This window comes from Fibrobacter sp. UWOV1, from assembly GCF_900142495.1.
Lineage (GTDB): Bacteria > Fibrobacterota > Fibrobacteria > Fibrobacterales > Fibrobacteraceae > Fibrobacter.
In genome coordinates this window covers 63796-89682 of the sequence record NZ_FRBA01000011.1, presented here as the reverse complement: position 1 = coordinate 89682, position 25887 = coordinate 63796, and the positions used below count along the sequence as shown (strand labels likewise).

The 25887-nt window shown below is 49.6% G+C and carries 21 protein-coding genes and 1 rRNA gene; 17 read left to right on the top strand and 5 right to left on the bottom strand.

What is annotated here, in order from left to right:
* From rrf to BUC02_RS13350, 8 genes are all read left to right on the top strand, one after another.
* Nucleotides 1-93: ribosomal RNA gene (rrf, locus tag BUC02_RS13390) — 5S ribosomal RNA — on the top strand; the annotation flags it as partial.
* Between the two features lie 1100 nt (nucleotides 94-1193).
* Nucleotides 1194-3053: an alpha-amylase/4-alpha-glucanotransferase domain-containing protein gene (locus BUC02_RS13380; RefSeq protein ID WP_073323338.1), complete on the top strand. Its 1860-nt coding sequence runs from the start codon at nucleotides 1194-1196 to the stop codon at nucleotides 3051-3053.
* Between the two features lie 3 nt (nucleotides 3054-3056).
* Complete coding sequence (locus tag BUC02_RS13375) at nucleotides 3057-3746, top strand: hypothetical protein (protein ID WP_073323326.1); 690 nt, start codon at nucleotides 3057-3059, stop codon at nucleotides 3744-3746.
* Nucleotides 3736-4419, top strand: coding sequence for a transglycosylase SLT domain-containing protein (locus BUC02_RS13370; protein ID WP_073323324.1), 684 nt, complete (start codon nucleotides 3736-3738; stop codon nucleotides 4417-4419). The genes BUC02_RS13375 and BUC02_RS13370 overlap by 11 nt, the downstream gene beginning before the upstream one ends.
* A gap of 66 nt (nucleotides 4420-4485) precedes the next feature.
* The gene (locus BUC02_RS13365) at nucleotides 4486-5847 is read left to right on the top strand and encodes a TolC family protein (RefSeq protein WP_073323322.1); all 1362 of its coding nucleotides are present in this window, start codon (nucleotides 4486-4488) and stop codon (nucleotides 5845-5847) included.
* Nucleotides 5848-5864: 17 nt separating this feature from the next.
* Nucleotides 5865-6443, top strand: coding sequence for an MlaC/ttg2D family ABC transporter substrate-binding protein (locus BUC02_RS13360; protein ID WP_073323320.1), 579 nt, complete (start codon nucleotides 5865-5867; stop codon nucleotides 6441-6443).
* A 5-nt stretch (nucleotides 6444-6448) separates the two neighbouring features.
* A complete protein-coding gene (locus BUC02_RS13355; protein WP_073323318.1) occupies nucleotides 6449-7411 on the top strand; it encodes a hypothetical protein in 963 nt (320 codons plus the stop codon).
* Nucleotides 7411-8115, top strand: a complete 705-nt coding sequence (locus BUC02_RS13350) for a pseudouridine synthase (RefSeq protein ID WP_083564602.1) — start codon at nucleotides 7411-7413, stop codon at nucleotides 8113-8115. Before BUC02_RS13355 ends, BUC02_RS13350 begins: the two co-directional genes overlap by 1 nt.
* A gap of 68 nt (nucleotides 8116-8183) precedes the next feature.
* Here the strand turns inward: BUC02_RS13350 and BUC02_RS13345 are convergent, their stop codons facing one another.
* Complete coding sequence (locus tag BUC02_RS13345) at nucleotides 8184-8567, bottom strand: HU family DNA-binding protein (RefSeq protein WP_073323316.1); 384 nt, start codon at nucleotides 8565-8567, stop codon at nucleotides 8184-8186.
* Between the two features lie 138 nt (nucleotides 8568-8705).
* On the opposite strand from BUC02_RS13345, the gene BUC02_RS13340 reads away from it, so the two are divergent.
* The 5 genes from BUC02_RS13340 (at nucleotide 8706) to BUC02_RS13320 (ending at nucleotide 14517) form a co-directional block, all read left to right on the top strand.
* Complete coding sequence (locus BUC02_RS13340; protein ID WP_254794228.1) at nucleotides 8706-9788, top strand: tRNA dihydrouridine synthase; 1083 nt, start codon at nucleotides 8706-8708, stop codon at nucleotides 9786-9788.
* A gap of 234 nt (nucleotides 9789-10022) precedes the next feature.
* Nucleotides 10023-10223 carry a type II toxin-antitoxin system RelB/DinJ family antitoxin gene (locus tag BUC02_RS13335; protein ID WP_073323312.1) on the top strand — a complete coding sequence of 67 codons (201 nt, stop codon included), beginning with the start codon at nucleotides 10023-10025 and terminating at the stop codon, nucleotides 10221-10223.
* A 243-nt stretch (nucleotides 10224-10466) separates the two neighbouring features.
* The gene (locus BUC02_RS13330) at nucleotides 10467-11579 is read left to right on the top strand and encodes a radical SAM/SPASM domain-containing protein (RefSeq protein WP_073323310.1); all 1113 of its coding nucleotides are present in this window, start codon (nucleotides 10467-10469) and stop codon (nucleotides 11577-11579) included.
* A gap of 29 nt (nucleotides 11580-11608) precedes the next feature.
* The gene (locus tag BUC02_RS13325; protein ID WP_073323308.1) at nucleotides 11609-11917 is read left to right on the top strand and encodes a hypothetical protein; all 309 of its coding nucleotides are present in this window, start codon (nucleotides 11609-11611) and stop codon (nucleotides 11915-11917) included.
* 203 nt (nucleotides 11918-12120) lie between these two features.
* A complete protein-coding gene (locus BUC02_RS13320) occupies nucleotides 12121-14517 on the top strand; it encodes an HD domain-containing phosphohydrolase (protein ID WP_073323306.1) in 2397 nt (798 codons plus the stop codon).
* A 72-nt stretch (nucleotides 14518-14589) separates the two neighbouring features.
* On the opposite strand, the gene BUC02_RS13315 is transcribed toward BUC02_RS13320, so the two are convergent.
* Nucleotides 14590-15879, bottom strand: coding sequence for a citrate synthase (locus tag BUC02_RS13315; protein WP_073323304.1), 1290 nt, complete (start codon nucleotides 15877-15879; stop codon nucleotides 14590-14592).
* 123 nt (nucleotides 15880-16002) lie between these two features.
* A complete protein-coding gene (locus tag BUC02_RS13310) occupies nucleotides 16003-17298 on the bottom strand; it encodes an aminotransferase class I/II-fold pyridoxal phosphate-dependent enzyme (RefSeq protein WP_073323303.1) in 1296 nt (431 codons plus the stop codon).
* A 305-nt stretch (nucleotides 17299-17603) separates the two neighbouring features.
* On the opposite strand from BUC02_RS13310, the gene BUC02_RS13305 reads away from it, so the two are divergent.
* Nucleotides 17604-18548, top strand: a complete 945-nt coding sequence (locus BUC02_RS13305; RefSeq protein ID WP_073323301.1) for a hypothetical protein — start codon at nucleotides 17604-17606, stop codon at nucleotides 18546-18548.
* A 226-nt stretch (nucleotides 18549-18774) separates the two neighbouring features.
* Nucleotides 18775-19482 (top strand): type II secretion system protein, encoded by a 708-nt coding sequence (locus BUC02_RS13300; RefSeq protein ID WP_073323299.1) that lies wholly within the window; start codon nucleotides 18775-18777, stop codon nucleotides 19480-19482.
* 14 nt (nucleotides 19483-19496) lie between these two features.
* On the opposite strand, the gene BUC02_RS13295 is transcribed toward BUC02_RS13300, so the two are convergent.
* Complete coding sequence (locus tag BUC02_RS13295) at nucleotides 19497-22097, bottom strand: DEAD/DEAH box helicase (protein ID WP_073323297.1); 2601 nt, start codon at nucleotides 22095-22097, stop codon at nucleotides 19497-19499.
* A 76-nt stretch (nucleotides 22098-22173) separates the two neighbouring features.
* Between BUC02_RS13295 and BUC02_RS13290 the strand changes: the two genes are divergently transcribed.
* Both BUC02_RS13290 and rfbA read left to right on the top strand, forming a co-directional pair.
* On the top strand, nucleotides 22174-24270 hold the full coding sequence (locus tag BUC02_RS13290; protein ID WP_073323295.1) for a polysaccharide biosynthesis tyrosine autokinase: 2097 nt from the start codon (nucleotides 22174-22176) through the stop codon (nucleotides 24268-24270).
* Nucleotides 24270-25157, top strand: a complete 888-nt coding sequence (rfbA, locus tag BUC02_RS13285; RefSeq protein ID WP_073323293.1) for a glucose-1-phosphate thymidylyltransferase RfbA — start codon at nucleotides 24270-24272, stop codon at nucleotides 25155-25157. Before BUC02_RS13290 ends, rfbA begins: the two co-directional genes overlap by 1 nt.
* Here rfbA and rph read toward each other — a convergent pair whose 3' ends face one another.
* On the bottom strand, nucleotides 25158-25883 hold the full coding sequence (gene rph, locus BUC02_RS13280) for a ribonuclease PH (protein WP_073323291.1): 726 nt from the start codon (nucleotides 25881-25883) through the stop codon (nucleotides 25158-25160). It lies immediately after the preceding gene.
* Between the last annotated feature and the right edge of the window lie 4 nt (nucleotides 25884-25887).

The following is a 25887-nucleotide window of genomic DNA, read 5'->3' as shown; positions in this document are numbered from 1 at the left end:
TCATACCCGTTCCCTTTCCGAACACGGAAGTCAAGCCCCTCATCGCCGATGGTACCTGGCCCACGGGCCCGGGAGAGTAGGTCGCCGCTGGATTCGCGCCCCTTTCACTGTAAACAGTGGAAGGGGCTTTTTCTTTTTATACGCATTCCTCGCCCGCGTCATGCTGACGAAGGTCAGCATCGGCTTCTCGTGCCTGCTAGGGGATGTTATTGATTATATTTACTCCTATATGCGTCTGATTAGTTTGTTTGCATTCCTATTTCTTCTTGTTGCTTGCAACGAGGAAAAGGAATTCTTGTCTTCAAAACCTGGTGAAATTGTTTTGGATGTAAGGGCTGATGTATATTCGTTGAATGGTAAGGTTCTCGGTAAGACTTCTGCAGATATTTTGAATCTTGACGATTTATTAATTTTGCCGATTGATAATGAATTGCAGAAAATAAGAAGGATTGAACAAGAAGATGCTTTGAAGAAGAATATTCCTCCCGATGGAAATTCTGAAATAAGATTCCATATTGACGACAATCTTCCTTATGATGTTTTTTATAAGGTTGCGTCGACATCGGGTTTTAATGGCTATACATCAATTCAGTATGTTATAGGCTCTAATTTCAGAGAGCAATTTAGTTGGAGATTGCCCGAAAGAAGTCAGATGACGGTAAATGAAAGGCATAAAAGGGATAAGGAATTGCAAATAGAGCGTGCTAGGAGATATCTTGATTTATCATTGACTGTACAACGCGATGGTGATGATATCTCTTATGTAGTCTTTTTAAATGAAACAGGTCTGACGGATGGAAGAACATTTCACGAATTTATGAATGAGGATGATTTGTGGAAGTATATAGAAGATATTCGTCTTAGACGTGGATTGCAAGAAAAAGAAGATCGTGATAATATAATGCTTGTTTCGAGAAAAGGAGTTCTTTTGAAGAATCTCGCTCCGGTAATAAAAAAATTGACTAGTTACGGTTATAAAGTCAGTTTTGCAATAAAGGGATAGGGTTTTAGGGGTGAAACCCTTAGGCGAGTGGGTACTGTAAGCCACGGCAATAGCCTGTCCGCTAAGCAAACATTAGAGGCCGAAGGCCGAATCCCTGTTTGCGTGCGGAGCAGGCTGAGTTGTGGCTGAAAGTAGGGAGACTCTTCTCCCTTTTTTCATGGATTTGCCAAAAATTTCTATCCTTTACCACATGAAACCGACGTTATCGTTTGTGTTGCAGTTGCCGCCATCGACGGCGTATGCAAAGCTTGAATCTGTTGTAGAGAATTTGCTGAAGGGCGTCTGCATGATGCTCGATTCGGGCAAGGTGAAGTTTTCGCTGTTCCTGGACGGTCCGACTCTTGAGGTGGCCACCAAGGTTCCGCGCCCGCTTATGTTAGGCAAACTGCGCCGCGCAATCGAAGACGGTTCGCTTGAACTTCTGGGAGGTGGCTTTTACGACCCGATGCTCCCGTTGTTCCCGACAGAACTGCAGTCCATGCAACTCAAGAAGCATGGTAAGCTCCTGTGGAAATATTTCGGCATCGAGCCTTCCGGTTATTTCAACTCCTCGATGGTGTGGGAAATGGAAATGACCGAACTCCTCGAAAAGCACCGCTTTGAATATGCGCTAGTGCAAGAGGCTTCGCTCCAGGATGCGCTTGGCCGTACGACTCCCGTTTCGGGCTGGTATACGGTCGAAGACAAGGGCTCGCTCATGCGAGTGGTCCCAGTGTCGCAGAAATTGTCCGATGCCATTTCGAACGATGATTTTCAGTGGGAACAGATTGCAGAACCGTATTGTCGTGGCGGAAAGGCTGCTGTTGTCGGCTTGAATATTCCTCCGCAGCCGGGCGATATTATCCCATTCTTTGAACGTTTGATCGAGTTTGTCGAAATGAACGAAATTTCGACGAAAACGGTTGCAAGTGCTGTCACTGAACAGAATGCCGAAGGCCGTGTGAGCTTCTTGCTTTCGTCAGGCCGAAAGATCGGCTTGCCTGCGGCAGCGAAAACCTGTCGTGAACTTCTGATTCGTAGACCCGAAGTCAACCTGCTTCACAAAATGCTTTTGGCCCAGTTCCGCCGTGCCGCGGCGTTGCTCAAGGGCCGTGAACGCGATGATTTCTTCGAAATGCTTTTGCCAGCCATGTCGCCTATCTATTATCGCGACATGCAGGATAGCGAAGGCATGCGTACGCCGATGGTCCGTTGGTGGGGCACTCGTTTTTTGCTGCAGGCCGCAAACCGCCTGACCGATCTCGTCTCGTTCGATGGAATCCGCCTGGATATTGCCGACTTTATGCTTGAAGGCTACAAGAGCATTTGGGCCGAAAACCATTCGTACTCCTTCTTGCTGAATTATCGCGACGGCGGCATTCTGAATATCTTGAATGCCAAGGATGCCGAAAATAGTGTACTGGGGGCTTGGCGTGACGACGGAAATCCGGCTGTCGGTTTTTTGGATTTCATGATTCCCAACGTGGAACTCAAGGCCGAAAAGCTGGACCAGATCCTGTCTGACCGCGAAGGGATGCTGACGGCCGCGTACGATTACCAAATCAAGCGCCATGATGCGGGTACCGATATCGCCTTGTTGTCCGATCAGCATTTGGTGCATGGCGGCCAGACTTTCGCGATCCATGCCGAAAAGAATTTCGAACTTTCGTCTACGGGTTCGCAGTTCTCGGTCGAGTACAAGCTCTTGAACAATTCTCCCGAAACGATCAAGGGCTTCTTCGGGACTTTGCTTGACACGGGGCTTCTCGCCTGCGGCCATACGGACAAGGACATCTTGATTGACGGCGTCCCGCTCAAATTCAATTTCCGCGACCCGCTCATTTTCCCGGATGCATGCTCTTTTGAAATTGCGGACAAGACGACTACTTCTAGAATCGAGCTTGTCTTTGAGAAAAAAACTTCTGTTTTGGTGTCGCCGATTTTCGGAGCGTCTGCGCAAGCCGCCCCGGAAGCCCTGCAAGGTATTCGCGTGTTCCCGTTCTGGAAAATGAATCTAGCGGGCGAGGCCGAATTCTCTGTGCTCATGACGGTTAAAATTTCCAAGAGGTAATCGATGAAGTCAGACTTGATTGACATACAGGTGGAATCTCGCGGAAACGATGTGGAACTTACATTGTCCGGTTCGCTTGGCTTGCCGCAGCTGTCGGCGGTCAAGGAAAAGCTGGATATGCTCGTCGAAGGCCCGGGCTGCTTCTACTTCTTGAACTTGCAGAATGCGCATTTCACTAGCGACCGCTACCTGGAAGTGTTCCTGGAACTCTTGAACCGCGTCAAAGCTCAAAAGTCGGCGCTGATCCTGATTTTCGAATCGGCTGAACTCCACGATTATTTTTCGAAGTATTTGAGCATCTTCGATGTCTACGAGAACCGCAAGGCGTACAAGAAGTCGGGTACCAAGAAGCAACTGCAGCAAATCGGCCTGCATTACGGGCTGCGCTCGGGCATTACCGTGAGTTCGGGTGTCGCCGTTGCGCTCATATCGCTGATTCTTGGGTGGATGATTACCTTGTTCATAATCATCTCGTCGCAGGGCCATGAAATTTCTGACAAACAGGCGCAAATCATTGCTCTTCAGAACCAGAAGGAACGTTACATTAAAGAAATCGACAAGCTAGAATCTTCGATTGGGCCGCTCCGCAAGCTAGGTGTGGTGCAAGATACGACAAGGCTCAGTTCCTTCGGGCTCATTCAGGATTGGGTGAGCTATTTGGAATACCTAGAGAATACAAGGCGTGAAAAGTAACGTTCGCATATCCAAGCTCACGTTTGCGATTGCCCTGGTGCTTTGCTTCGGGGCGTTGGGGCTTTTTGTGTCTCACTGGCATGCGCGCCAGGCTGAAATCCGGGAACTTGCCGTTAAAGAGTCCATTTTGCGCGGAGAGCTCGAACAGCTGAGCGCTTGGGGAAAGTGGACGATTGACTATGTCAAGATCAGCCGTGCGCTGGATTATCTTTCAAAAGGCCGCCTGAGTGAAGACCAGCGCGAAATGCTGACGGAACAGCTTTGGCAGATTTCGAGGTCTTATGTCACGGACCCGTTGCTTATTTTGGCGGTGGTCGCGCAAGAAAGCCGTGGCAACCCCAATGCGCGCGGCCGTAAACAGTCCGGTGCGTTTTCGGGAGCCTTGGGTTTAATGCAAATCAAGCTTGAAACCGCCAAGAAAATGGGTGAACCCTTTGGGCTTCAAATCGAAACCGAAGAGGACTTGCTCCGGCCCGAAATCAACGTGACTGTGGGAACGGCTTACTTGATTCGACTCATTTCTAGGTACGGCAACTGGAAAGACGCCTTGATTGCATACAACTTAGGACATTCCGCGGTAGACCGGATGCTTCAATCGGGCAAGCCTTTGCCGACCAAATATTACGAGCACGTGATTTCCAAATACCGGAACCTGATGAGTCTCGAATTTTAAGACAAGATGGCGGTTCCGACAGATAAGTCGTAAGTAAATTGTCGTTAAATTTACTAGATTTTACTCATGTTTCGTGTAATCGCAGTCCTCTTCTTGGTCACAAGTGTGCTTGCCGGTGAAATCCGGTATAGTCTTGACCAGTTCGTGGAAGAGGGTCTTGCGGCGGATCCGCAGGTGGCAGAACTCAAATATGGCACCGAAGCGAAGAAAAACCAGATCCGCAAACTGAAATCCGAAGCCATTTTGCCGACTTTTTATGTGGGCATGATGGTGGGGCCGGCCCCCGGTTTAAAGAATGAATTGCAGAACGGCGATACGGTCGAAGTTTATGACTTTACCAAAATGGGTCCATTCTGGGGTGTCCAGGCGAAATTTATCCAGCCTTTGAATCTGGGCCAGTACCGTGCCGGTAAAATGGCTCTAGAAGCCGACCTGCAGCAAAAAAGTTTTGATATCGAGAACCAGATTCACAAAAAGGATGTGGAACTACAGACGTACTACTACAACTACCTCCTGGCAAAAGAAATGATCCGCATTGCAGGCGATGCGCAGTCCAAGGTAGATGACGCTTACGAAAAGCTGGAAGAAGCGCTGGACGATGACGACCCGAACGTGTCGCAGATGGACCTCTTGAACCTGAAGGCCAAAATGCATACGGTCAAGGAAGGCGTCACCGAAGCCAATTTGGGTATGAAGCGTGTGATGCTCGCCATTCGTTTTTCGCTGAGAATGGATGAAAACGATTCTTTTGTGGCAGAGGATTCTATTTTGGCACCGCGCACAGAACCATTGCCCTCGCTTGACGAAGTGCGCAGCATGACACTGAAATACCATCCGGAACTGCGCCAACTCTCGGCCGGTATTCGCGCCCGCCGTATTCAGATGGACTTGGCCGAAGCGAAGCTTGCCCCCGAATTCTTCGTGATGGGCGAAATTGAATACGTGAAGAGCTGGGCCGGTAACAGAAGTATCTTGCAGAAAAACGCTTTTGCCGAAGATGCCGTGAATAAACTCGATGGCGTTTTGGGTGTGGGTGTTCGCTATAACTTGAATTTCTGGAAAAACTGGGAAGGCTATCGTTCCGCACGTACAGATATGCGCGGCCTTCAACTGAAAGAATCTTACGCTTCGGAAGGCTTAATGGCCAAGGCCGAAGAACAGTATTACCAGGTAGTTGCCGCCAAGGAAAAACTTGATGCCATGAAAGAAAGCCTGCGCGCTTCCGAAGGCATTTTGAAGGGCGCTGCCATGCAGTACGATTTGGACAAATCAAAGACGGGTGACTTGGTTTCGGCTTATACGCAAAATATTACCATGCAAAAAGATTACTATTTTGCGGTATGTTCGTATAATGTGGAGTTCGCCCAGCTGATTGCAAAGATTGGGATGTCTTTGAAGGAATTCCACACGATTTATATGAATCAGTGAGTTTAAAGGAGAAGAAAATGTTCAAGAAGATTTTGATTGCCATCGCATGTGCCTCTTTGGTCGCCTTTGCTGCCGAAGATCCGGTTGCCGCTATCAAGAAAAAGGATGCCGAACTTCAGACACTCTTGAAGAAGTCTAGCCGCAATGCGAAGGAAACGGAACGCGTCAAGAGCTTGCTCAGCGATTCCTTCGATTTCGCCCTGCTCGCCAAGAAATCCTTGTCCAGCAAGGATTGGGATGCCCAGGATGCCGCCTCGCAGGAAAAGTTCGTTGCCGAATTCCAGCGCATGGTTCGTAATTCCAGCGCCAAGCGCCTGGAACTCTACCGTGCCGACTCCACGATTTACGAACCCGCCAAGATGAAGAAGGATAACGAAGCCCGCGTGGTCGCTCACCTTTGGAACAAGGGCAAGGAATCGGTTCTGGAATACAAGATGAGCCTGGTGGACGGCAAGTGGATGGCCTGGGATCTGGTCATTGACGATCTTTCTACCGCCCGCAATTACAAGGACCAGTTCTCGCAAATCCTCAAGACCAAGAGCTTTGCGGAATTGATCGATATCATCAGCAAGAAGGCTGATGAATCGGAGAAGTAACCACCTTGATTTGGTTCTGGGGTGTACTTTGTGCTTTGGCGCTTGTCGCCCTGTTCTTTCCGTTTATATTCTGGATTGACTTTTCGGCAGATTTTAAAGGCGTAACGGTTTGCGTTCGCTTTTTCAAGAAGCACGTATATACTTACGAAAAGAAGTTTGGCAAGAAGGAACAGTCCGAGGAAGAGGATTGTTCCGCCTCTGTAGATGAAGAAGTCGCAAAGGCTCCGGAAAAACCTATGGAATCGAAGGAGTCACCGAAGGTAGAGCAAAAGTCCGAACCGGAAAGTACGCGTGAACCGGAAAAAACGGCGGAGCCTGCAAAGACAACCGAGCCGGTAAAGCCTGCCGAAAAAAAGGAAGAGCCGCAATCGGTTGAAGAAAAAGAAGAACCGGAATTGTCGGGTAAAAAACCGTCGGACGAGAAATCTTCAGAAAAAAAATTGCAAGAAAAAAATCCGGCGGAAGAAAAAGCACCGGTGAATGAATCGGCGGAAGAAGAGAAAGAAGAAAAGCGCTCGCTGACGGATGTAGAATTCTGGACGCTTTTGCTGACTCCTGAATTCGATACTCGCGCCTGGTGGGCTGTACGCCATGCGTTGTCCGCTTTGTTTAAGTTGTTCAGAATGCGCTTTGCCGATTGCTTTGTAGAAGGCATCCGCTTTCAGGAATACGAGAACATGGGCTACGCCGCGGCGTTGAACGGAGTCCTCAAGAGTTTCCCTTACATTGGCGCTTGGGACTTCCGCATGGACTGGACGCGAGACCATGAACCGCATGCCGAAGGCCATTTGCGGGCATCGATAAATGTTTGCCGTGTGTTGGGTTTGATTTTGGCAATTCTTTTCTATGGCGGCATTGTGGCGTTTACGTTCTGGCGTCGCCGCGCCAAGATTCTTAAGACGGGCGAACTCCCGGAACTTGGCTTTATCCGCAGCAAGATTGTGAAAATGATGTCGGAGGATGACTGATGCCTGCTTTGACTTTGGATAGACTGCTTGCTTCTATCGGCTTTGGATCGCGCAAGGACGCGCGTGCACTAGTGCGTATGGGCATGGTGGAACTGAATGGCGAGGTTCTTGACGATCCGTTTGTGGAATTCAAGGAACGTCCGGAATCGATTACGGTGAACGGAGAAGAAGTCCCGACAATCGAAAAACTCTACATCATGATGGACAAACCACTGGACGTGGAATGCAGTCATAACGCCCGCGACCACCAGTCGGTGTTTGAACTTTTGCCGGACCGTTTTACCGCGATGGGAATCCAGACGGTGGGCCGTCTGGATGCGGACTCTTCGGGCCTGTTGCTGTTCTCGAACCAGGGCGATTTTATCCACAAGGTCGAAAGCCCCAAGAAGGGTTACCTGAAGCAGTACCGCGTGACGTTGGCGCGCCCGTTTACCGAAGAGCAGAAGGCGGAACTGTTGCGCGGCGTGATGCTGAAAGACGAACGCCGCCCCGTGCTTGCGCGTGGACTTTCGGTTGATGGCGATTCTGTGCTGATTTCGATTGGCGAAGGACTGTACCATCAGGTCCGCCGTATGTTTGCCGCTGTAGGCAATCATGTGCTTACGCTTAAGCGCGAAGCCATCGGCCCGGTGGTGCTGGACCAGACTCTTGGCAAGGGCGGGTGGCGCTACCTGACGGCAGAAGAAGTCGCCTCACTGACTTAGCGGCTCGGCTTAAAATTAAAAAGCCTCGAACAATGTCGGGGCTTTAAAACTTTCTGTGGCGAAATGGGTTAGGCTTCTTCGTCAGCCTGAACTTGCGGCTGGGCAGAAATCACGACGTCGCGGTCTTCGGCTTCGAGTTTGGCGTTCACGCCTTCGACCAGGGCTTCGAGACTGTTGATCTTGTCCTTGATGTCGTTGCTGAACTTGAAGGAAGGGACCATGCGTTCTTCGATAAGGACTGTTTCGCCGGTGCGGGGGTTGCGGGCCGGGCGAGCCTTACGCGGCTTGCAGCTGAAAGTGCCGAAACCACGGATCTCGATGGTGTTGCCTTCGATCAGTTTTTCGCCCAAAAGGTCGAGGAACTGCTCGATAACGGTCTTAATATCGTTGCGCACAAATCCGGTGGACTTGGCGATTTCTTGAATCAGTGCTTGTTTAGTTATATTTGCCACGGCTTAAATATAGGTTTATCAATGAGTTAGCGTACGGGTTATATTCAAATTAAATAATTTTTTCGGGCTCTAGTTGCGGACTATTTGTGGATAATTGTGGTTAAAATGTTGAAAAGTTTCAGGCTTAGAAATTTGGACGTGTTTCCGAACACTATCCTCAGCCCCATGGACGGGGTAACGGATGCTCCCTTCCGTAGACTTTGCCGGGTTCTTTCGGGAAATCGCATGGGCCTTTTGGTGTCGGAATTCGTCCCGACGGATGGAGATGCCATTTTTTGCCTGGATGGCCACAAGCAACTGAAGTTCTTCCCTGAAGAACGCCCCTTTGGTGTCCAAATTTTTGGGCGGTTCCCTGACAAGATGGCCGCTGCCGCTAAAAAGATAGCCGAAAACCTTCATCCGGAGTTTATCGAGGTGAATGCGGGCTGCCCGGCACCGAAGGTGGCGGGGAAGGGAAGCGGGTCTGGACTTTTGCGCGACCTGCCGCGCTTGCAAGAAATCTTGCACGATGTTAAGTCCGCGCTGGATTCTTCGAGTGTTGATATCCCGCTGACGCTCAAGTGCCGAATCGGCTGGGATGACCAGAGCATTAACGTGATGGAAACGCTTGCGATTGCCGAGGGCGAAGGCGTCGAGATGCTCACGGTGCATGGCCGTACCCGCTTGCAGGGGTACAACGGCCTTGCCAACTGGGAATGGATTGGCAAGGTCGCGGCCGCGGCCAAGATTCCCGTGATTGGCAACGGCGACGTGAACAGTGTGGCCGTAGCCCGCGAGCGCATTGAAACCTATGGCGTGTCGGGCGTGTCGATTGGCCGCGGCGCCATGCACAACCCGTGGATTTTCGGACAGATTGCCGATGCCTGGGAAGGTAAGCCCGCACATGAAATTACTGCGATGGAAGCTCTCGACGTGTTCCCGCTTTACTACAAGTTCAAACTTGAAGACGGCTCTACTGAAATGGGGGCGCTAGGCCGCCTGAAACAGTTGGGCGCAAGACTCTGCAAGGGATTTTGCCAAGAAGGATGTGGTGACGAAGTCGGTATGCGTGTGCGACAGACCCTGCTTACTGCGCAGACTCCGCAAGAATTTTTTGAGCGCCTTGAGGTGTTGAGAAATGGTGTTGTGAAATCAATGTGCTTTGATCCGAATCGCTTGATAAATCTGAATGGAGCCAAAGAAACCGAATTGAAGTTTGGCGACCAGTTTGCCGGAAGGTAAATAATTTTTATATGAAATTTTTTAGATAAACTGCTTTTGTTAAAAAAGCGGTTTTTTTTGTGAAAAAGAAAGATGTGAAAAAGAATCTGTATTGACAATGTATGACAATTGAGTGTGTATGCAAAATTTATTGCGAAACGAATGTTATTTTGTATGAAAAAAATAATCGTTGCAAATTTGACAACGTGAAAAAAATAAACTATTGTTAAAAAAGCTTTTTGAAGGGAAAGAACTATGGCAATAGTAAGCGTAAGAATGGAAGACGAAACAAAGAAAAAGTTTGAAACTTTCTGTGATTCCGTTGGAATTACTGTTTCGGCAGCGGTAAACATGTTCGTGAAAATGACGATTCGCGAAGATCGCCTGCCCTTTGATGTCAAGGGTCATTCGTTTGAACCGCTGGGAAAGGTGGTTCAGGCGAAGGGTGTAGACTAAAAAAATTCTTGCTTAATTCGTTGTGAAAAACCGTCCTCGATGGGGACGGTTTTTTTATGTAAACATTGCAATGTTTTGAGTAGTGTAAATAGATAGTGTTTGTATTACAAGAATTTTAAAGTGTCTGCTTGTTATCATACAAATTATACTTTCATTGTAAAATGTTTACTTTGTGTGTTGAAAAAAGTAATTATTTTGTTTGAATTTATTTAATTTGTTAAATGCTGATGATGAGGGTGAAATATGAATTTATTGCTAAGCTTGACGGAAAAGTGTAATTTACGTTGTAACTATTGCTATTATAAATCAAGCCAAGTGAATCGCGAACTTGAAATGAGCGATGAAATTCTTGAAAAATCGATAAAATTAGCTTTAGAGAGAACCATTAAGTTAAAACATGAATTTTTTAATATCACCTTTTTTGGTGGTGAACCTCTTTTACGTGTTGATGCCATTTGCAAAGGTGTTGAATTTGCAAAAATGATGGTTGAATCTGAACGTGCAAAGTTGCCCCAAAATTTTGAAATGCACTTTGCGGTGAATACGAATGGCACGCTTTTTTCCAATGACCTTTTGGACTTTTTTCAAAAAGAAAAATTTCAAATATATTTGTCGTTAGATGGACCGGAAAAAAAACATGACATCTCTAGAGTCAAAATTAATGGAAAAGGCTGTTTTAAAGATATCGCTCCGTATATTCCAAGATTGGTCGATATGGATGCAACCGTTTTGTCGGTGGTGACTCGCAAACATGTGCGGGGATTGGCTGACTCCGTTAAGTGGGTGTTTGAACAAGGCTTTAGGGGAATGTCGACCGCGGTGGATTATGATGGCAAATGGACTGGCGAAGATTTAGATGCTCTAGCTTTGGAATATCAAAAAATGGCCATGTTCTGGTTTGATTTCAGAAATGCCGGAAAAGATTTTTATTTAGGAACGATTCAGGATAAAATTACATATGATGTTCTGAATACTAGACAAAAGGAACAGTCCTGTTCCATTTCCAAAGGTGGATTTGGTGTCGCTGCGAATGGAAATGTGTTTCCTTGTAGTCGGTTTGTAACAAGCGCACCTGATGCGAAGTATGTTTTGGGCAATGTCTTGGAAAATGGACTTGAAATGTTTTCTGGCCCCGTCGCCAAAGACTTGTGCCATTTTCTAGAAAATGATAAACCTGAATGCAAGAACTGTGCGATTAAATATCGCTGTTCCGCGCATGAATGTGGATGTACGTCTTTTTATACAACAGGATCGATTTATGGTGTGTCTCCTGAAGTGTGCACTCATGAACGAATCTTGACGGCGATTTGTGACGAGGTTCTTGAAAAACGTCGTTCTCAGGGATATTTCTTTTAACTCTCTAACCCTAAAAAAAGGAAAATACAATGGCTACAAAAATTGAAACAAAAGCGGTTGCCGCAAAGACTGTTGCAAAAGCTACGGCGAAAGGCAGCAAGGTCCTCTCTTTTGACGGAACGAAAGGGATTATCGTTGAAAGATGGGCCTTTGAACACCTCAAACCTGTAAAACGTGGCGGCTCCCTTGTGGGCTATAGAATGGATCGCGAGTTGTTTAGGGCTGCCGACTTCAAGCAAATTGAAAAGGCCGTAACCCTTGCTCAGACTGCCGATACGAAGCTCGCTGCAAAGGCTAATCTGAAGGCTACAAAGACTCTTACGGCGAAGAAAAAGTAATTTTTCCTTATTGTGAATAAAGCGAAATCCTTGTCTGCATTGCAAACAAGGATTTTTTTCGTTTTTCCTTTTTTTACCTCCAAATTATTCCAATTTGGACTACTTTAAGGTCGCTTTTTAGGGGTGTTTTAGGGAGCCTGTTTGTAAAATTCCCTTTTTTCTTATATATATTAATGTCAAGTTGTTCTTAAGAAGGGAAAAATATGAAGAACAAAATATTTGCCTATAAGGATGCGGTAGCTTTCGAAAACGAGCTATTCTTGTTTAGCAAGTGGTGCAAGGAACATGGCTCGCCGAAAATGTGTTTCCAAATTCACTCGACAATATTGGATCCCGAAAAATTGAAGCCCGTTTGGGACATTCTTGAACGCGTGTTCCCCGAGACTCCGTGGTTCGGTAACTCAACCAGCGGAAATATTGTGGATTGCGAGCAGACGGTCGACATTTCTGTGTCTGCAATCATTTTTGAAAAGCCCACCAGCAAGTTCAAGGTTTTTCAGTACGACTTTTCCAGGGAGTCTGTCGGTGGCATTGCAGGCCAGATCGTGGCTGAAGCCGACAAGGATCCTTGGGTCAAGGCTGTAGAAATTTATCACTGCATTTCGCCCTTCTCGACGACGGCACTTTGCGAAGGGCTTGACAGCCTTGCTCCGAACATTCAGGTTTTTGGCGGTATTGTTTGTTCTCCCGATATTACGAGCCCGAATTCCTGCGTGTTCTCGTCGGTGGGTGGCTATACGAAGTCCGGTCTTTTGGTCGTGTTCTACGGCGGTGACGATCTTTATATTGAATCTCGCAAGATTAGCGGCTGGAAACCCATTGGACGTAACTTCCACGTGACCCGTTCGGAGGGCAATATCCTTTATGAACTGGGCGGCGTTCCGGCCTACGAAATTTATAACAAGTACCTGAACATCAAAAATGACAGCAATTTCTTCTACAACGCGCTTGAATTCCCTATGCTTTACGAGCATAATGGCGTTTCGATTGTGCGTGCGGCTGGCGCGAGTAATCCGGATGGTTCGCTCTCCATGTCTTCGGATATTGACGAGGGGTCCATTGTCCGGTTGTCGTATGGTGAACCGCAATTGATTGTGGAAAAGATTAAGGCTGAAAGTGAAGCGTGCGAAAAGTTTGCTCCCGAAGTGCAGCATATCTTCTCTTGCGCGGCCCGAAAGGCGTTCTGGTCCCAGCATGAACCAACTTACGAAATTTCTCCGTTCAAGGGCTTGGCTTCTAGCACCGGATTTTTCTCGCATGGCGAGTTCCTACGTGAAAAGGGCCACTTGAACCAGCACAACATTACGCTCGTATTTGCCTCGATGCGTGAAGGTCCTGCGGTAAAGCATGAACATGCACCTGTAGAAGATATCCAAGAGGGGATGGCTTCGCGTTTGCCGCTTGCGGCCCGTATGGCGACCTTCATTCGCGAAACTTCTTTTGAACTGGAACAGATTAACAGCAAGCTGCGCGTGATGAACGAACACTTGCAGGATGTCGCGACGACCGACGCATTGACTGGTCTTGAAAACAGGCTTGCCTTTGACGAACTTCTTAAGACGATTGGCCAGGAGGATTCCGAGGCAGGTACCTGGACCATGGTGTTGATGGACGTGAACGGTTTGAAGTACGCAAACGACACCTTTGGTCATCAGGCGGGTGACGCCTTGATTGTGGCTGCGGGTAACGCTATCAAGAGTGCTTACGGTGCAACCGGAAACTGCTTCAGAATTGGCGGTGACGAATTTGCCGTGGTGACGCGCGCTCCGCTGGATTCCTTGTTCGTGCTGTATAGCAACCTGCAGAAATGCATCGAAGAATACAACAAGGACGCTTTGTACCACTTGTCCATTGCAGTGGGCGAAAGCCGCCTGCGTAGCGATTCTGGCGTTCGCAAGTCCATTAGTGACTGGAAGATGGAAGCCGACTTGAATATGTACCGCGACAAGGTGCGTTACCACAAACCGGTAGAAAATAACGAGAACCAGAATCTCAAGGACTTGATTTCTTGCTTGATTACGGTGGAAGAAGCGAAGGATTCCTATACGGCGCATCATTCGGACCGCGTGAAGGCGTTCTCTGAACAGATTGCAAGGTTACTTGGCCTTTCGGAAGCTTCTGTCTCGTTGATTACCCATGCCGCACATTTGCACGATATCGGCAAGATGGGTATTAGCGACAGTGTTCTTGGCAAGCCTGGTAAGCTGACGGATGATGAATTCTCAATCATTAAGCAGCACCCGGTGATTGGCGCCAAGATTCTGATGCAGTCCAACTACACCCACGAACTGGTGCAGATAGTATTGCATCACCATGAACGTTACGATGGTCGCGGTTACCCCGAAGGCCTGAAGGGCGAAGAAATTCCTATCGGCGCCCGAATTATTGCAATTGCGGACTCCATTGACGCCATGACGAGCAAGCGCGTCTATCGCGATGCTTTGTCGTTGGATTACTGCCGCAATGAAATCGAAAAGAACCTGGGCGTGATGTACGACCCTGCCATTGGCAAGGTGGTTCTGGATCATTGGAACGAGGTCGCTGATTTGCTGATGAAGCTGCAGAGCGGTCGCCCGAAAGTCATTAATCGCACCAATTGATAGACCTTGCAACAAAAGCCGCCGGAAGTTCCGGCGGCTTTTTAATTGCTTTATTTGGGCGCGAACGGTCTTTTACCTTTTGTCGCGGTCGATCCAGGGGCGGGCGGTGTGGCCCGTGTAAATCTGGCGCGGACGGTTGATTTTCGAATTCGGATCGTCATGCATTTCCTTCCAGTGGGCAATCCAGCCGGGAAGTCGGCCGATGGCGAACATCACCGTAAGCATGTTCGTCGGAATGCCCATGGCGCGGTAGAGAATGCCCGAGTAGAAGTCCACGTTCGGGTAGAGCTTGCGTTCGATGAAGTAGTCGTCCTTGAGGGCGGCTTCTTCGAGCTTGAGCGCGATGTCCAGCAGCGGGTCGTGGAAATGTTCGCGTTCGAACACCTGGTACATGAGCTTCTTCAAGACCTTCGCGCGCGGATCGTAGCTCTTGTAGACGCGGTGACCGAAACCGGAAAGACGGAACGGATCGTTTTTGTCCTTGGCCTTGTCCATCACCTGGTCAATGGTCATGCCGCTCTGCTGAATGCGCAGGAGCGTTTCGAGCACGGCCTGGTTTGCACCGCCATGGAGCGGGCCCCACAGGGCGCAAATGCCTGCGCAAATACTTGCGTACAAGTTAGCATGAGAGCTCCCCACCATACGCACCGTAGACGTAGAGCAGTTCTGCTCGTGGTCGGCGTGAACAATCAGAAGCGTGTTCAGCGCCTTTTCCATGATCGGATCGGGGTGGTAGGAACGCGCCTTGCTGCTGAACATCATGTTCAGGAAGTTGCTGCAGTAGCTGCGTTCCGCTTCGGGGTACACGAACGGTTCACCGATGCTTGCCTTGTAAGAGAAGGCGGCGATCGTGCGGATTTTCGAAATCAGGCTCGCGGTCGTCAGGTCGAACACGTCGGCGATGTTTTCGTCGTCGTAGAAACGCGGCGTAAACAGGCCCACGGCGTTCACGATGGAGCTCAGAATACCCATCGGGTGGGCACTCGGCGGCATCTGCCTAAAGAAGTGCAGAAGGTTTTCGTGGAGGAGGGCGTTTTCGGTCAACAACGTACGGAATCGCGCGAGCTGCTGCTGTGTCGGCAGTTCACCGTAAATCAGAAGCCAAGCGGTTTCGGGGAAGGTTGCCTTTTCGGCAAGGTCTTCGATACTGTAGCCGCGGTAACGCAGGATTCCGTGTTCGCCGTCCACGTAAGTGATGGCGCTTCGGGTGCTACCGGTGTTCAGGTAGCCGTAATCCAAGGTCACCAGGCCGGTTTCCTTGCGGAGCTTGCAGATGTCGAGACCGTGTTCGTTTTCAGCACCTTCAACAACAGGGAGCTCGATGCTCTTTCCGTTGTAACTTAAAATGGCGTTGTCGGACATGTATCCTCCAGGTGATTAATTAAGAGTTCGGAATTCAGAGTTCAGAACTTAAATAGTCGCGGCGTAGCCGCCTTATTAACAACTCCGAAATCCGAAATCATAATTCTGAATTTAGAATGAAATCTACGATTTCATTCCCATGATGCAATTATAGATATTGTCAAACAGCTTGGGAAGCTTTTCGGTCGGCACGGCGGAGAATGCGAGGCGGATCAAGCCAGAAAGCATAATCGTACCGGTGCTGTAGTCCTTGATGAGTTTTTCGCGGAGCTGTTCTGCGTCGACGCCCTTCGGCTTGATGCACATAAAGTAACCGCTGTTGCACGGCATCGGGTCGAAGGCTTCCTTGTATTCCGGATGGGCGGCCAAGACTTCCTTGATGATGTCGTAGCGCTTCTTCAAGGTAGCGTACTTTTCAGCCTTCTGCTTGGCGTATTCTTCGCTCTGGTAAGCGGCGAACAGGATCTTCTGGCTGATGCTCGGGGCATTGGAAATGTTGCCACGGACGGTACCGGCGGCCTTGTCTTCCATGGCCTTGAGCTGGGCTTCGGTTGCACCCTTGAAGCCAAAGCTCATGAAGCCCACGCGGAAGCCCCATACGTAGTCTTCCTTGGTCGGGCCGTCGAGCTTGACGGCGAGGAGGTTTTCGTGAGCGTCCACGAGCTTCACGAACAGGGATTCCTTGGTCACGCCTTCTTCGTACACCAGTCCGAAGTAAGCGTCGTCGAGGAGAGCCACCACCTTGTTGCCCTTGGCGGCGCATTCGGTGAGGATCTTGGCGATTTCAACCGCTTCCGTTTCGGTAGCGGTGTAGCCGGTCGGGTTGTTCGGGAAGTTCAGGAGCACGACCTTCTTGTCGCCCTTGCTGTTTTCCAAAGCGGCCTTCAAGGCTTCGGTATCGAAACCGCCGTTCTTGAAGGTGTTGAAGGTCTTGATCTTTGCGCCGCGGGCGTTTTCGAACACGAGCTCGTAGTTGTCCCAGTACAGGTCCGGGATAATCACTTCGTCACCGGCGTCGAGGAACAGGTAGCCGGCGCAGCTGATGGCATGCGTCAAGGCGCAGGTCACGACCGGCGTGCTGAAGTTCTTGTTTGCAAGCGTCGGGTTCTTGATGATGACCTGCTTCTTCCATTCCTTGCGGAGGTCCGGGTTACCGAAGCTCGGGGCGTACAGGAAGGACTGCTTGGGCAGATTCAGGGACTTGAGGACGCAATCCAGCACGAGCGGAGAGCCGTCGTCTTCGAGGGCGGTGCCAATCGTAGCGTTGATCTCGGAGCCCTTGGCTTCGGCGCCTTGGCCGAGGATTCCCTTGCGGGGGAAGAAAATCGCCTTGCCCTGTTCAGAGAGCATGTCGAGAACTTTGCAGCCGTTGGCAGAAAGTTCGGCGTTGAGAGCCTGTGCTAAAGGATTGTAGTTCATGGTTTGTGTCCTTTTAAATTTTTGCGGGTGCAAAGATAAAAAAAGTAGGCAGTAGACAGTAGGCAGTAAACAGAAAATGGGGTGAAAAATGCATCTATGTTACAAAAAAGTAAGGTTCAATGGGGGAAAGCCTTCCCCTCGCCCAAGCCGCGCTTGGGCTACCCTTTCCAACGGGGGTTCCACCCCCGTAACGCCCCATTTTTAGTGATTCGTATCATCGTTTTTTGCAAAAAATGAAAAAAATGGGCAGAAAGGCTTGTTTTTAGGATAGTGTTAATTTATATTAAATTGTGTTGGAGGTTTACATGAAAAAGATCCTTATTGGGGTGTCCGCAATTTCGCTTGCGCTCTTGGCGTGTAGCGATGATTCTTCGTCGAATTCTAACGGTAATCATGCTTTGACAGGATCCAATCGTGTTGACCTGCAGATGGCTAGTAAATGCCTTGATAACGGCTTGGGCGTTTTATACAAAAAAGCGGGCTCCGATGAATTGGATAAAGCGTACCTAGTTGAAGATTCAACGGGAAACAATCAAATCTTGGTTCCTGAATTGAATGATTACTGCGACATTATGGCCGATTTCAAGTCTAAGCGATTGGGCGATACCTTGGAAATCTGGTTCAATCTGGAAGAAGCCGCCGTGACAAACTGCATGTGCATCAAGGATCACCTGTTCAGCATTAAGTCAAGCGATGCCGATGCCAAGTATTTCAAGTATTCTGGCGATGTCTTCGAGATAACGTCTGAGCCGGCGCCTGAAAGGCCCGAAATCGAGGAACCGGCAATTCCCGATGCGCCGGAATTTGACGAGTCTGAACCGCACCAGCACACGACTGATGTGATTGGTAAGTGCAGGAGCGGCTCTGTTGACGATGAATCTCTTTTGAGCTATAAATATATCGATGTTGCCGGATGGAATGATTATTCGGAGACGACAGAAAACGGATCAATTCCTCTTGCCCTAAAGTACGAAGACGAAGGTGACGCAGTCCTTGTCATGGAGACTTCGTTCAGTTGCGATGAATATGTTTCTAGCGTGAATGTTTTTGTTTCGAATGACACGCTCTTTGTGAAACCTAAAATAAGCAAAGATGAATCGGTGAAATTGCCCCCGGGTGAAGGCTGTGGTTGCTATACGACGGCAGCATTCAAGCTTAAAAACGAAGGTGTTTATGCCGATGCCAAGTACATGGTTTTCGGAAACCACATGGAATACGTGTATACATTGAAGCCCGGAATTGAAAAATAATCATCCTAAAGCTCCTTGGAATGATTAGCGCACCCCTTCGGGGGTGCGTTCTTTGTGGGATTAAAATCAAGTAAATTGGCTACCGAGCTGTTGACTTTTCTATTCCAATTTGGAATAGAGAAAAACCACAACCTACGGAAAATCCTGGCGCAATCTAGTTACAAAATAACTACAAAAATTGCTGCATTGTAAAGATTTGTTTATATTTTAAAAAAAAGAAGGTGTTATGGATATTGAAAACAGAAAAAAGGGGAGGAGTAAACGCGGTTTCACCATCATCGAGTTGATGGTGGTTATCGTGATAATCAACCTCTTGTCAGGAGTTGCATTGCCACAATTGACCGGTTACATCGAAAGAACTAAAGAAAAGATGGACTTGATGAAATTGTTTTACATCAAGAATGCATTTGAGCGAGGACTTTACGAACTGGAAGGTAGTGGTGGCGATGCCGTATCATCAGCGCAATCTACATCTGGTTTTACTGGAGACGGTGGCGACAAGAGTCTTGGACGTCAATTAGCAGATAAAAGAGGGATGTCCTTATTGCGACTGGATTTGAATGTAGATTTAAACAAAGATGGATTTTCCCGGTATTATGCGGGTGATATTACAAGAGCCATGTACGATACCGGTTTTTACAGGGATGTCCTTGATGCTGCCGGAATAAACTTTTCATCAAAATTTTCAAAATGTACTTGGGATTGCGATGCTTGGGTTCCGCCAATATTTAAGAGTAAAGCGTTGAAGGCAAAAGGAAAATATGTTGGTGCGCAACACATCAAAGTGAAGTGGACCAAATTTACAAGCGACCACAAACCATTGTCCAGGGATGTCGTGGTATGGATTGGCGACGGAGGTGGCGGAACCATACTAACCGGCTGGCAAGGAACTGAGTTCGTAACAGATAAAGCTGCATGGGAAAGGGCAAAATAGTCTTTTCAAGCTCTCTACGCTTCACCGATGCGAATCATTTTAAGGAGCGGCATGCCCGCGTCGCGGCATTCGGCAAGATTCACATCGAAATCGATGCTCCAGTCGTTAAAGTCTTCTTCGTCTTGCAGCATCTGCTGCACGTGCATGATATCACCTTCGTAGGTGATAATCGTATGGTGCAACGAGCGGCCTTCGACATCGAGACGGAACTTGTGGTGTTCTGCGGTATAGGCGGCCATGATTTCCATGAGGCCGTTTTCGGTCCAAGGCTTTCCGTCGCCGTCCACGAGCATCTGCCCTTCGGCGAGGTCATCGGCGAGCATGTCGAGCACATCGCCGTAGGCCTGCTTCTGTAGCGCCGACATGAGCTGGAATATGCGCTGGCGCACCATGACAATAAAATGCTTCTTGTCGTAGGTGATGTCGGCGGCCACCTTGTCGGCCCCGAAGGCGGTCTCGAGTTCCGTGGCGCCGGCAGCTTCCAGACGCTTCTGGTAGTCTTCGGGGTGGGCCATCTTTTCCCATTCTTCGAGCAGGCTCGAGTCGGTGCGACGAATCATGTCGCCGAGGTAGTCTTGCATGTCGAGGAGTTCTTCGTTCTTGTAGCCGTCGGGAACGGTTTGGGTGAGCACCTTGTAAACGCCGTTGATATGTCGGAGTAGAATTGCTTCCATGCGCTGCAATCCATACTGCTTTACGTAGCCGCTAAAGGTGCTGAAATTTTCGAACATTTCGCGCACGATGCTCTTGGGTTCGATATTCACGTCGACCCAAGGGTGTTCTTCGGCAAAGGCGTTGAAGGTGTCGTAAATGAAATCGCGAAGCGGCTTGGGATATTCCACCTTCTCAATTTCTTCCATGCGCTGGTTGAATTCCATACCCTGTGCTTTGAGCTCGTCGAGGCGGGCGTTACGCGCCTTGTTCTGCTGAATGCGAAGGATTGCATCCGGGTTTTCCACAATGCTTTCGCACAAAGTAATGACATCGAGCGCGTATTCGGGGCTTTCGCGGTCCAGTTTCGGAAGCGTATCGATCAGGTACAGCGAAAGCGGCTGGTTCATGGAAAAGTCGTCTTGCAAGTCCATGTTGACGCGGAGCTTGCTGTAGCCGGGCGCAATCGGTGTCACAAATTCAATGATATTCTTCTTGACGAGGCTCTTGAAAAGCTGAAAAGCGCGGTGTTGCAATTTCTTTTTGCTTGCGATACTTTCGTGGCAATCCTTGAGCAGGTTGCGCATGGCGGTGCAGCCGTCCGTGGGGCGGCTCAGAATGTTCAGGAGCATTCCGTGACTCACCTGAAAACTCGATGTGAGCGGCTCTGGCGAGGCGGCAATGAGGCGCTTGTAGGTGCTTTCGTCAAAAGGGACGTAGCCGTGTTCGGGCGGTTTCTTTTTCTGGAATTTTTTGCCGGTCTGCTTGGTTTTGGCTTCCAGTTTCAGGTTCTCGATCACATGTTCGGGAGCCTGCGCTACCACGTAGCCGATGTCGTCGAAACCTTTACGGCCGGCGCGACCTGCAATCTGGTGGAAGTCGCGGGCGGTCAGGATCGCCGTCTTGTCGCCGCTGTACTTGCAAAGCTGCGTGAAGAGCACCGTTCGAATGGGCACGTTTACGCCCACGCCCAGTGTATCCGTTCCGCAAATGACCTTGAGCAAACCTTTTTGGGCCAACTTTTCACAGAGGATGCGGTACTTAGGCAAAAGTCCTGCGTGATGCAGGCCAATTCCTTGCTTGAGCCAGCGCTTGACTTCAGGGCCGTAAGGACTGCTGAAACGGACTTCCTTGATGGCGTCGTTAATCGCTTGCTTTTCTTCTTTAGTACACAGGTCCAGGCTCATGAAATTCTGCGCATTGGTCGCCGCGGCCGCTTGCGTAAAATGCACCACGTAAACGGGCGCCTTGCCGCTAGACACAAGCTTTTGCACCGTATTCGAAATCTCGGTTTCGGAATAGCTGAAATCGAGCGGAACTGGGCGCTGTGACGAACGTACCGTCACCGACTCGCGGCCCGTATGCTTCGTCATGTCGCGTTCGAAAAATTCGGTGGCGCCGACGGTTGCGCTCATGAGCAAAAATCTGGACTGCGGTAGAGTCAATAGCGGTACCTGCCAGGCGACTCCGCGTTCCTTGTCGGAATAGTAGTGGAATTCGTCCATCACCACATCGGTAATCGTAAGCTGCTCGCCTTCACTTAGCGCCATGTTACTCAAGATTTCGGCGGTACAACAAAGGATAGGAGCGTCATGGTTGACGGTCGCATCTCCTGTCGAAAGTCCCACATTCTCGGCGCCGAATTCCTTGCAGAGTGCCATCCACTTTTCGTTCACCAGAGCCTTGATGGGGCAGGTGTAAACGCTGCGGCGCCCATGTGCCAAACTGTCAAAATGGAGGGCCAGGGCCACCATGGATTTTCCGGAGCCCGTGGGCGTGTTCAAGATGACGTTTTTGCCGTCCAAAAGTTCAAGAATCGCTTCTTCTTGAGCGGGGTAGAGCGTTGTGCCGCGGGATTCCGCCCATGCCATGAACGCATCCAACAGGGTCTCGGCGCCTTCGCCGGCGTTAAATGGGGTTTGGGGCAAGAATTCTTTCAATGTTTTGCGGGCGTTTTCACTCATAAAGCCAAAGATAGATATTTGTGGCGAAGTCTGTTTTTCTAAATTGTAGGCGTATTGAGTCTGAAGGAATCCATTTATGGCAACAAAGAAAAAAGAAGAAACCGACCTTGGTGAATTTTTGAAGGAACTTGCTAAGAACTGGTACATTATGGTACCTTGCATTCTTTTGGCAGGTGCGGTTGGCGCATTTGTCGCCCAGTGGATCCGGCCGGTTTTTCAGGTAGATGCCTTGCTGCAGATTGAAGCGAAGAACAACAAGAGTGCAGGCTTGGTGGGCGGACTTGGAAATCTTTTTGCGACCAATAGCCCGGCTGAAACAGAAATGGAACTCATTAAGAGCCGTCAGGTGATGGGCTCGGCCGTTGAAAAGATGCGCCTTGACCTGGTTGCCGAACCTTTGAACAAGCTGGACCGCTTGCTGCATAAGGAAGGTCGCGTTGACCTGATGAATTTTAGCTACAATAAGGATTTGCTTCCGTCCGATTTCCGTGATGAACCCTGGTTCCTTGAAATGAAGGATTCCTTGGGTAACTTTGATCTTTATGACTATAAGGATAGCCTGGTGCTTTCGGGGGCGGTGGGCCAGACGTATCATTTTGCGTATGCAGGTGATTCGGCTGCGTTCGGCATTTTCAAGGCCGAGGTTCGCGAAGGACAGCGCTTTGCCGTGTCCAAGCTGAAACGTCTGGATGCCATTGAACAGTTCCGATCTGCTTTCGATGTCAAGGAAAAGGGCAAGAAGACTGGTATTCTTGAATTTTCGTACCAGGATATTTATGCAGACCGCGCCGTTGAGATCTTGAACGAGGTGGCTTCTTCTTACTTGCGCCAGAATGTGGAAGAACGCAACGCCGAAGCTCAAAAAACTTTGGAATTCCTCGAAAAGCAGCTGCCCGATGTCAAGGCCCAGATGGATTCGTCTCTCTTGAACTTGAATACCTACCGCAATCAAGTGGGTTCTGTCGATATTAATGCAGAAACTCAGTTGGTACTCCAGCGCCGTATGAGACTGCAACAAGATATTCTTTCTCTGCAGCAGAAAAAGCAGGAAGCTATTCGCCTGTTCCATTCCGAACACCCGACGGTAAAGACTCTGGAAGATCAGGAAAATGCCTTGCGTCGCGAACTGGCTGGTACTTCCAGTGAAGTGAAGAAACTGCCTGCAACCCAGCAAGAAGTGCTTAAACTCCAGAACGAAGTGGAATTGACCAAGGTCATGTACACCTCCTTGCTGAACAATATCCAGCAATTGCGCCTGGTGTCTGCCGGCGAAGTGGGCTCTGTACGTGTCGTGGACTTTGCAGAACAGGTGACCAAGCCTGCGAAACCCAAGAAGCGCGTGATTCTTTGCATGGCCCTATTCCTCGGATTCTTGTTAGGCGCCATGTTGGTGTCGATCAAGTCGAAGTTCAGCAGTGGCGTGAAGAGTGCTTCGTTCATCGAAAAGGAAACGGGCTATACCGTTTACGCCAAGGTGCCTAAGGGCAACCCCAAGGGAACCAAGGGAACAAGGCCCTTGGCTGTGGTGGAACCCGACGATGTCGCCGTGGAATCGCTGCGTGCTCTTCGCTCTTCTCTGGAATTCTCCATGATGGACGAGGGCGGCTCCGTGGTGGGCGTGAGCGGACTTATTCCGGGCGTAGGCAAGAGTTTTGTCTCGGTGAACCTGGCTGCTTTGTTTGCCGGTCTTGGCAAGAGTGTGTTGCTAATCGATGCGGACCTTCGTAAGGGACGACTCCACAAGGAATTCGGCATCAAGCGTGGCAATGGCCTTTCCCAGGTGCTGTTGCGCGAAGTGAAGGCTGAAGACGTCATCCATAAGACTGAAGTCGAAAACCTGTATGTAATGCCGTGTGGCAATGTTCCCAACAATCCGGCTGAACTGCTGGGTTCTAAGCACTATGCAGAATTGATTGAACAGTTCAAGAAAGATTATGACCTTGTAATTGTCGATACTCCGCCGATTATGCTGGTGACCGATGCGGCCCTCGCTTGTCGCGTTGCCGCACAGATCGTGATGGTGATCGAATACAACAAGCATTCTATCGAAGCAATCAAGGATGGCATGGCGCAGATTCTCAAGGGCAATTCCAGTGCCCATGCGTCGATCGTAATCAACAAGTATGAACACAGCCGCACTGAAGGGTATGGCTACAAGTACGGGAAATACTAATGAAAGGAATCGTGCTCGCCGGAGGCTCCGGTACCAGACTTTACCCGCTGACCATGGTGACCAGTAAGCAGCTCTTGCCTGTTTACGACAAGCCCATGATTTACTACCCGCTTTCGACGCTCATGCTTGCGGGCATTCGCGATATCCTCATTATTTCGACTCCGACGGACTTGCCGAACTTTGAACGCCTGCTTGGCGACGGTTCTTCGATGGGTCTGAACTTGAGCTACAAGGTGCAACCGAGTCCGGATGGTCTTGCCCAGGCCTTTATCCTTGGCGAAGAATTTATCGGTAACGATTGCTGCGCCATGGTGCTCGGTGACAACATCTTTTACGGTAACGGCTTTAGCCCGCTCCTGAAGGCGGCCGTGAAGAATGCCGAACAGAATGGCCGCGCCAGCGTGTTCGGTTACTACGTCGAAGACCCGGAACGCTTTGGCGTGGTGGAATTCGATGAGTCGGGTAAGGTGATTTCGGTTGAAGAAAAGCCGAAGGAACCCAAGAGCAACTATGCGATTACAGGTCTCTATTTCTACGACAATCGTGTGTCCGCATACGCTAAGGCTCAGAAGCCGAGCGCCCGTGGTGAACTTGAAATTACGGACTTGAACCGCGTGTATCTGGACAAGGGTGAACTCGACGTGAAGCTCTTAGGCCGCGGTTTTGCCTGGCTCGATACCGGAACCATGGATAGCCTCATTGAAGCTGGCGAGTTCGTGAAGATGGTGGAAAACCGTCAGGGCATCCAGATTTCCGCAGTCGAAGAAATTGCCTACATTAACGGCTGGATTACTAAGGATAAGCTCCTGGAATCTGCGGCCAAGTACGGAAAGTCTCCTTACGGACAGCACCTGCGCAAGGTCGCCGAAGGCAAAATCCGCTACTAACTACGGAAGTTCGCCACCGATCAGTTCCATCTGCTTTTTGTAGATGTCCTTGCAGGCATTTTCGCCGAGGTCAAGCAGCGTGTTGAGCATGTTGCGGTCAAAGCTTGCATGCTCTCCGGTGCCTTGCACTTCGATGAAGTTCTTGGCGTCTTGCATGACCACGTTCATGTCAACATCGGCTGCGGAGTCTTCCACATAGCAGAGGTCGCAAAGCGGTTTGCCCGCAACAACGCCGACAGAAATTGCCGTAATGCCATGCTGCAGAATCTGCTGCGTGAGACCGAGGCGTTCCTTGATTTTCTTGAGGGCGAGCGCAAGGGCCACGAAGCCGCCGATAATGCTTGCGGTACGAGTGCCACCGTCGGCTTCGATCACGTCGCAGTCGACCACGATAGCGTTTTCACCGAGGGCGGAAAGGTCGGCTGCGCCGCGCAACGAGCGGCCCACCAGGCGCTGGATTTCTTGAGTGCGGCCGCTCGCGCCCTTGCGCTCGCGCTCCACGCGCTTGCCTGTACTCTGCGGGAGCAGGCTGTATTCTGCCGTAATCCAGCCGGTGCCTTTGCCGGCGAGCCAATCAGGAACCTTCGGGAGGAGTGTTGCGTTACAGATAACGCGGGTACGACCCATTTCAATAAGTACAGAGCCGTCGGCGCTCGAAATAAAGCCCGTGGTCATCTTTAAATTGCGGTATTCGTCAAACTTTCTGTCAGTACGTTCGTATGCCATATTC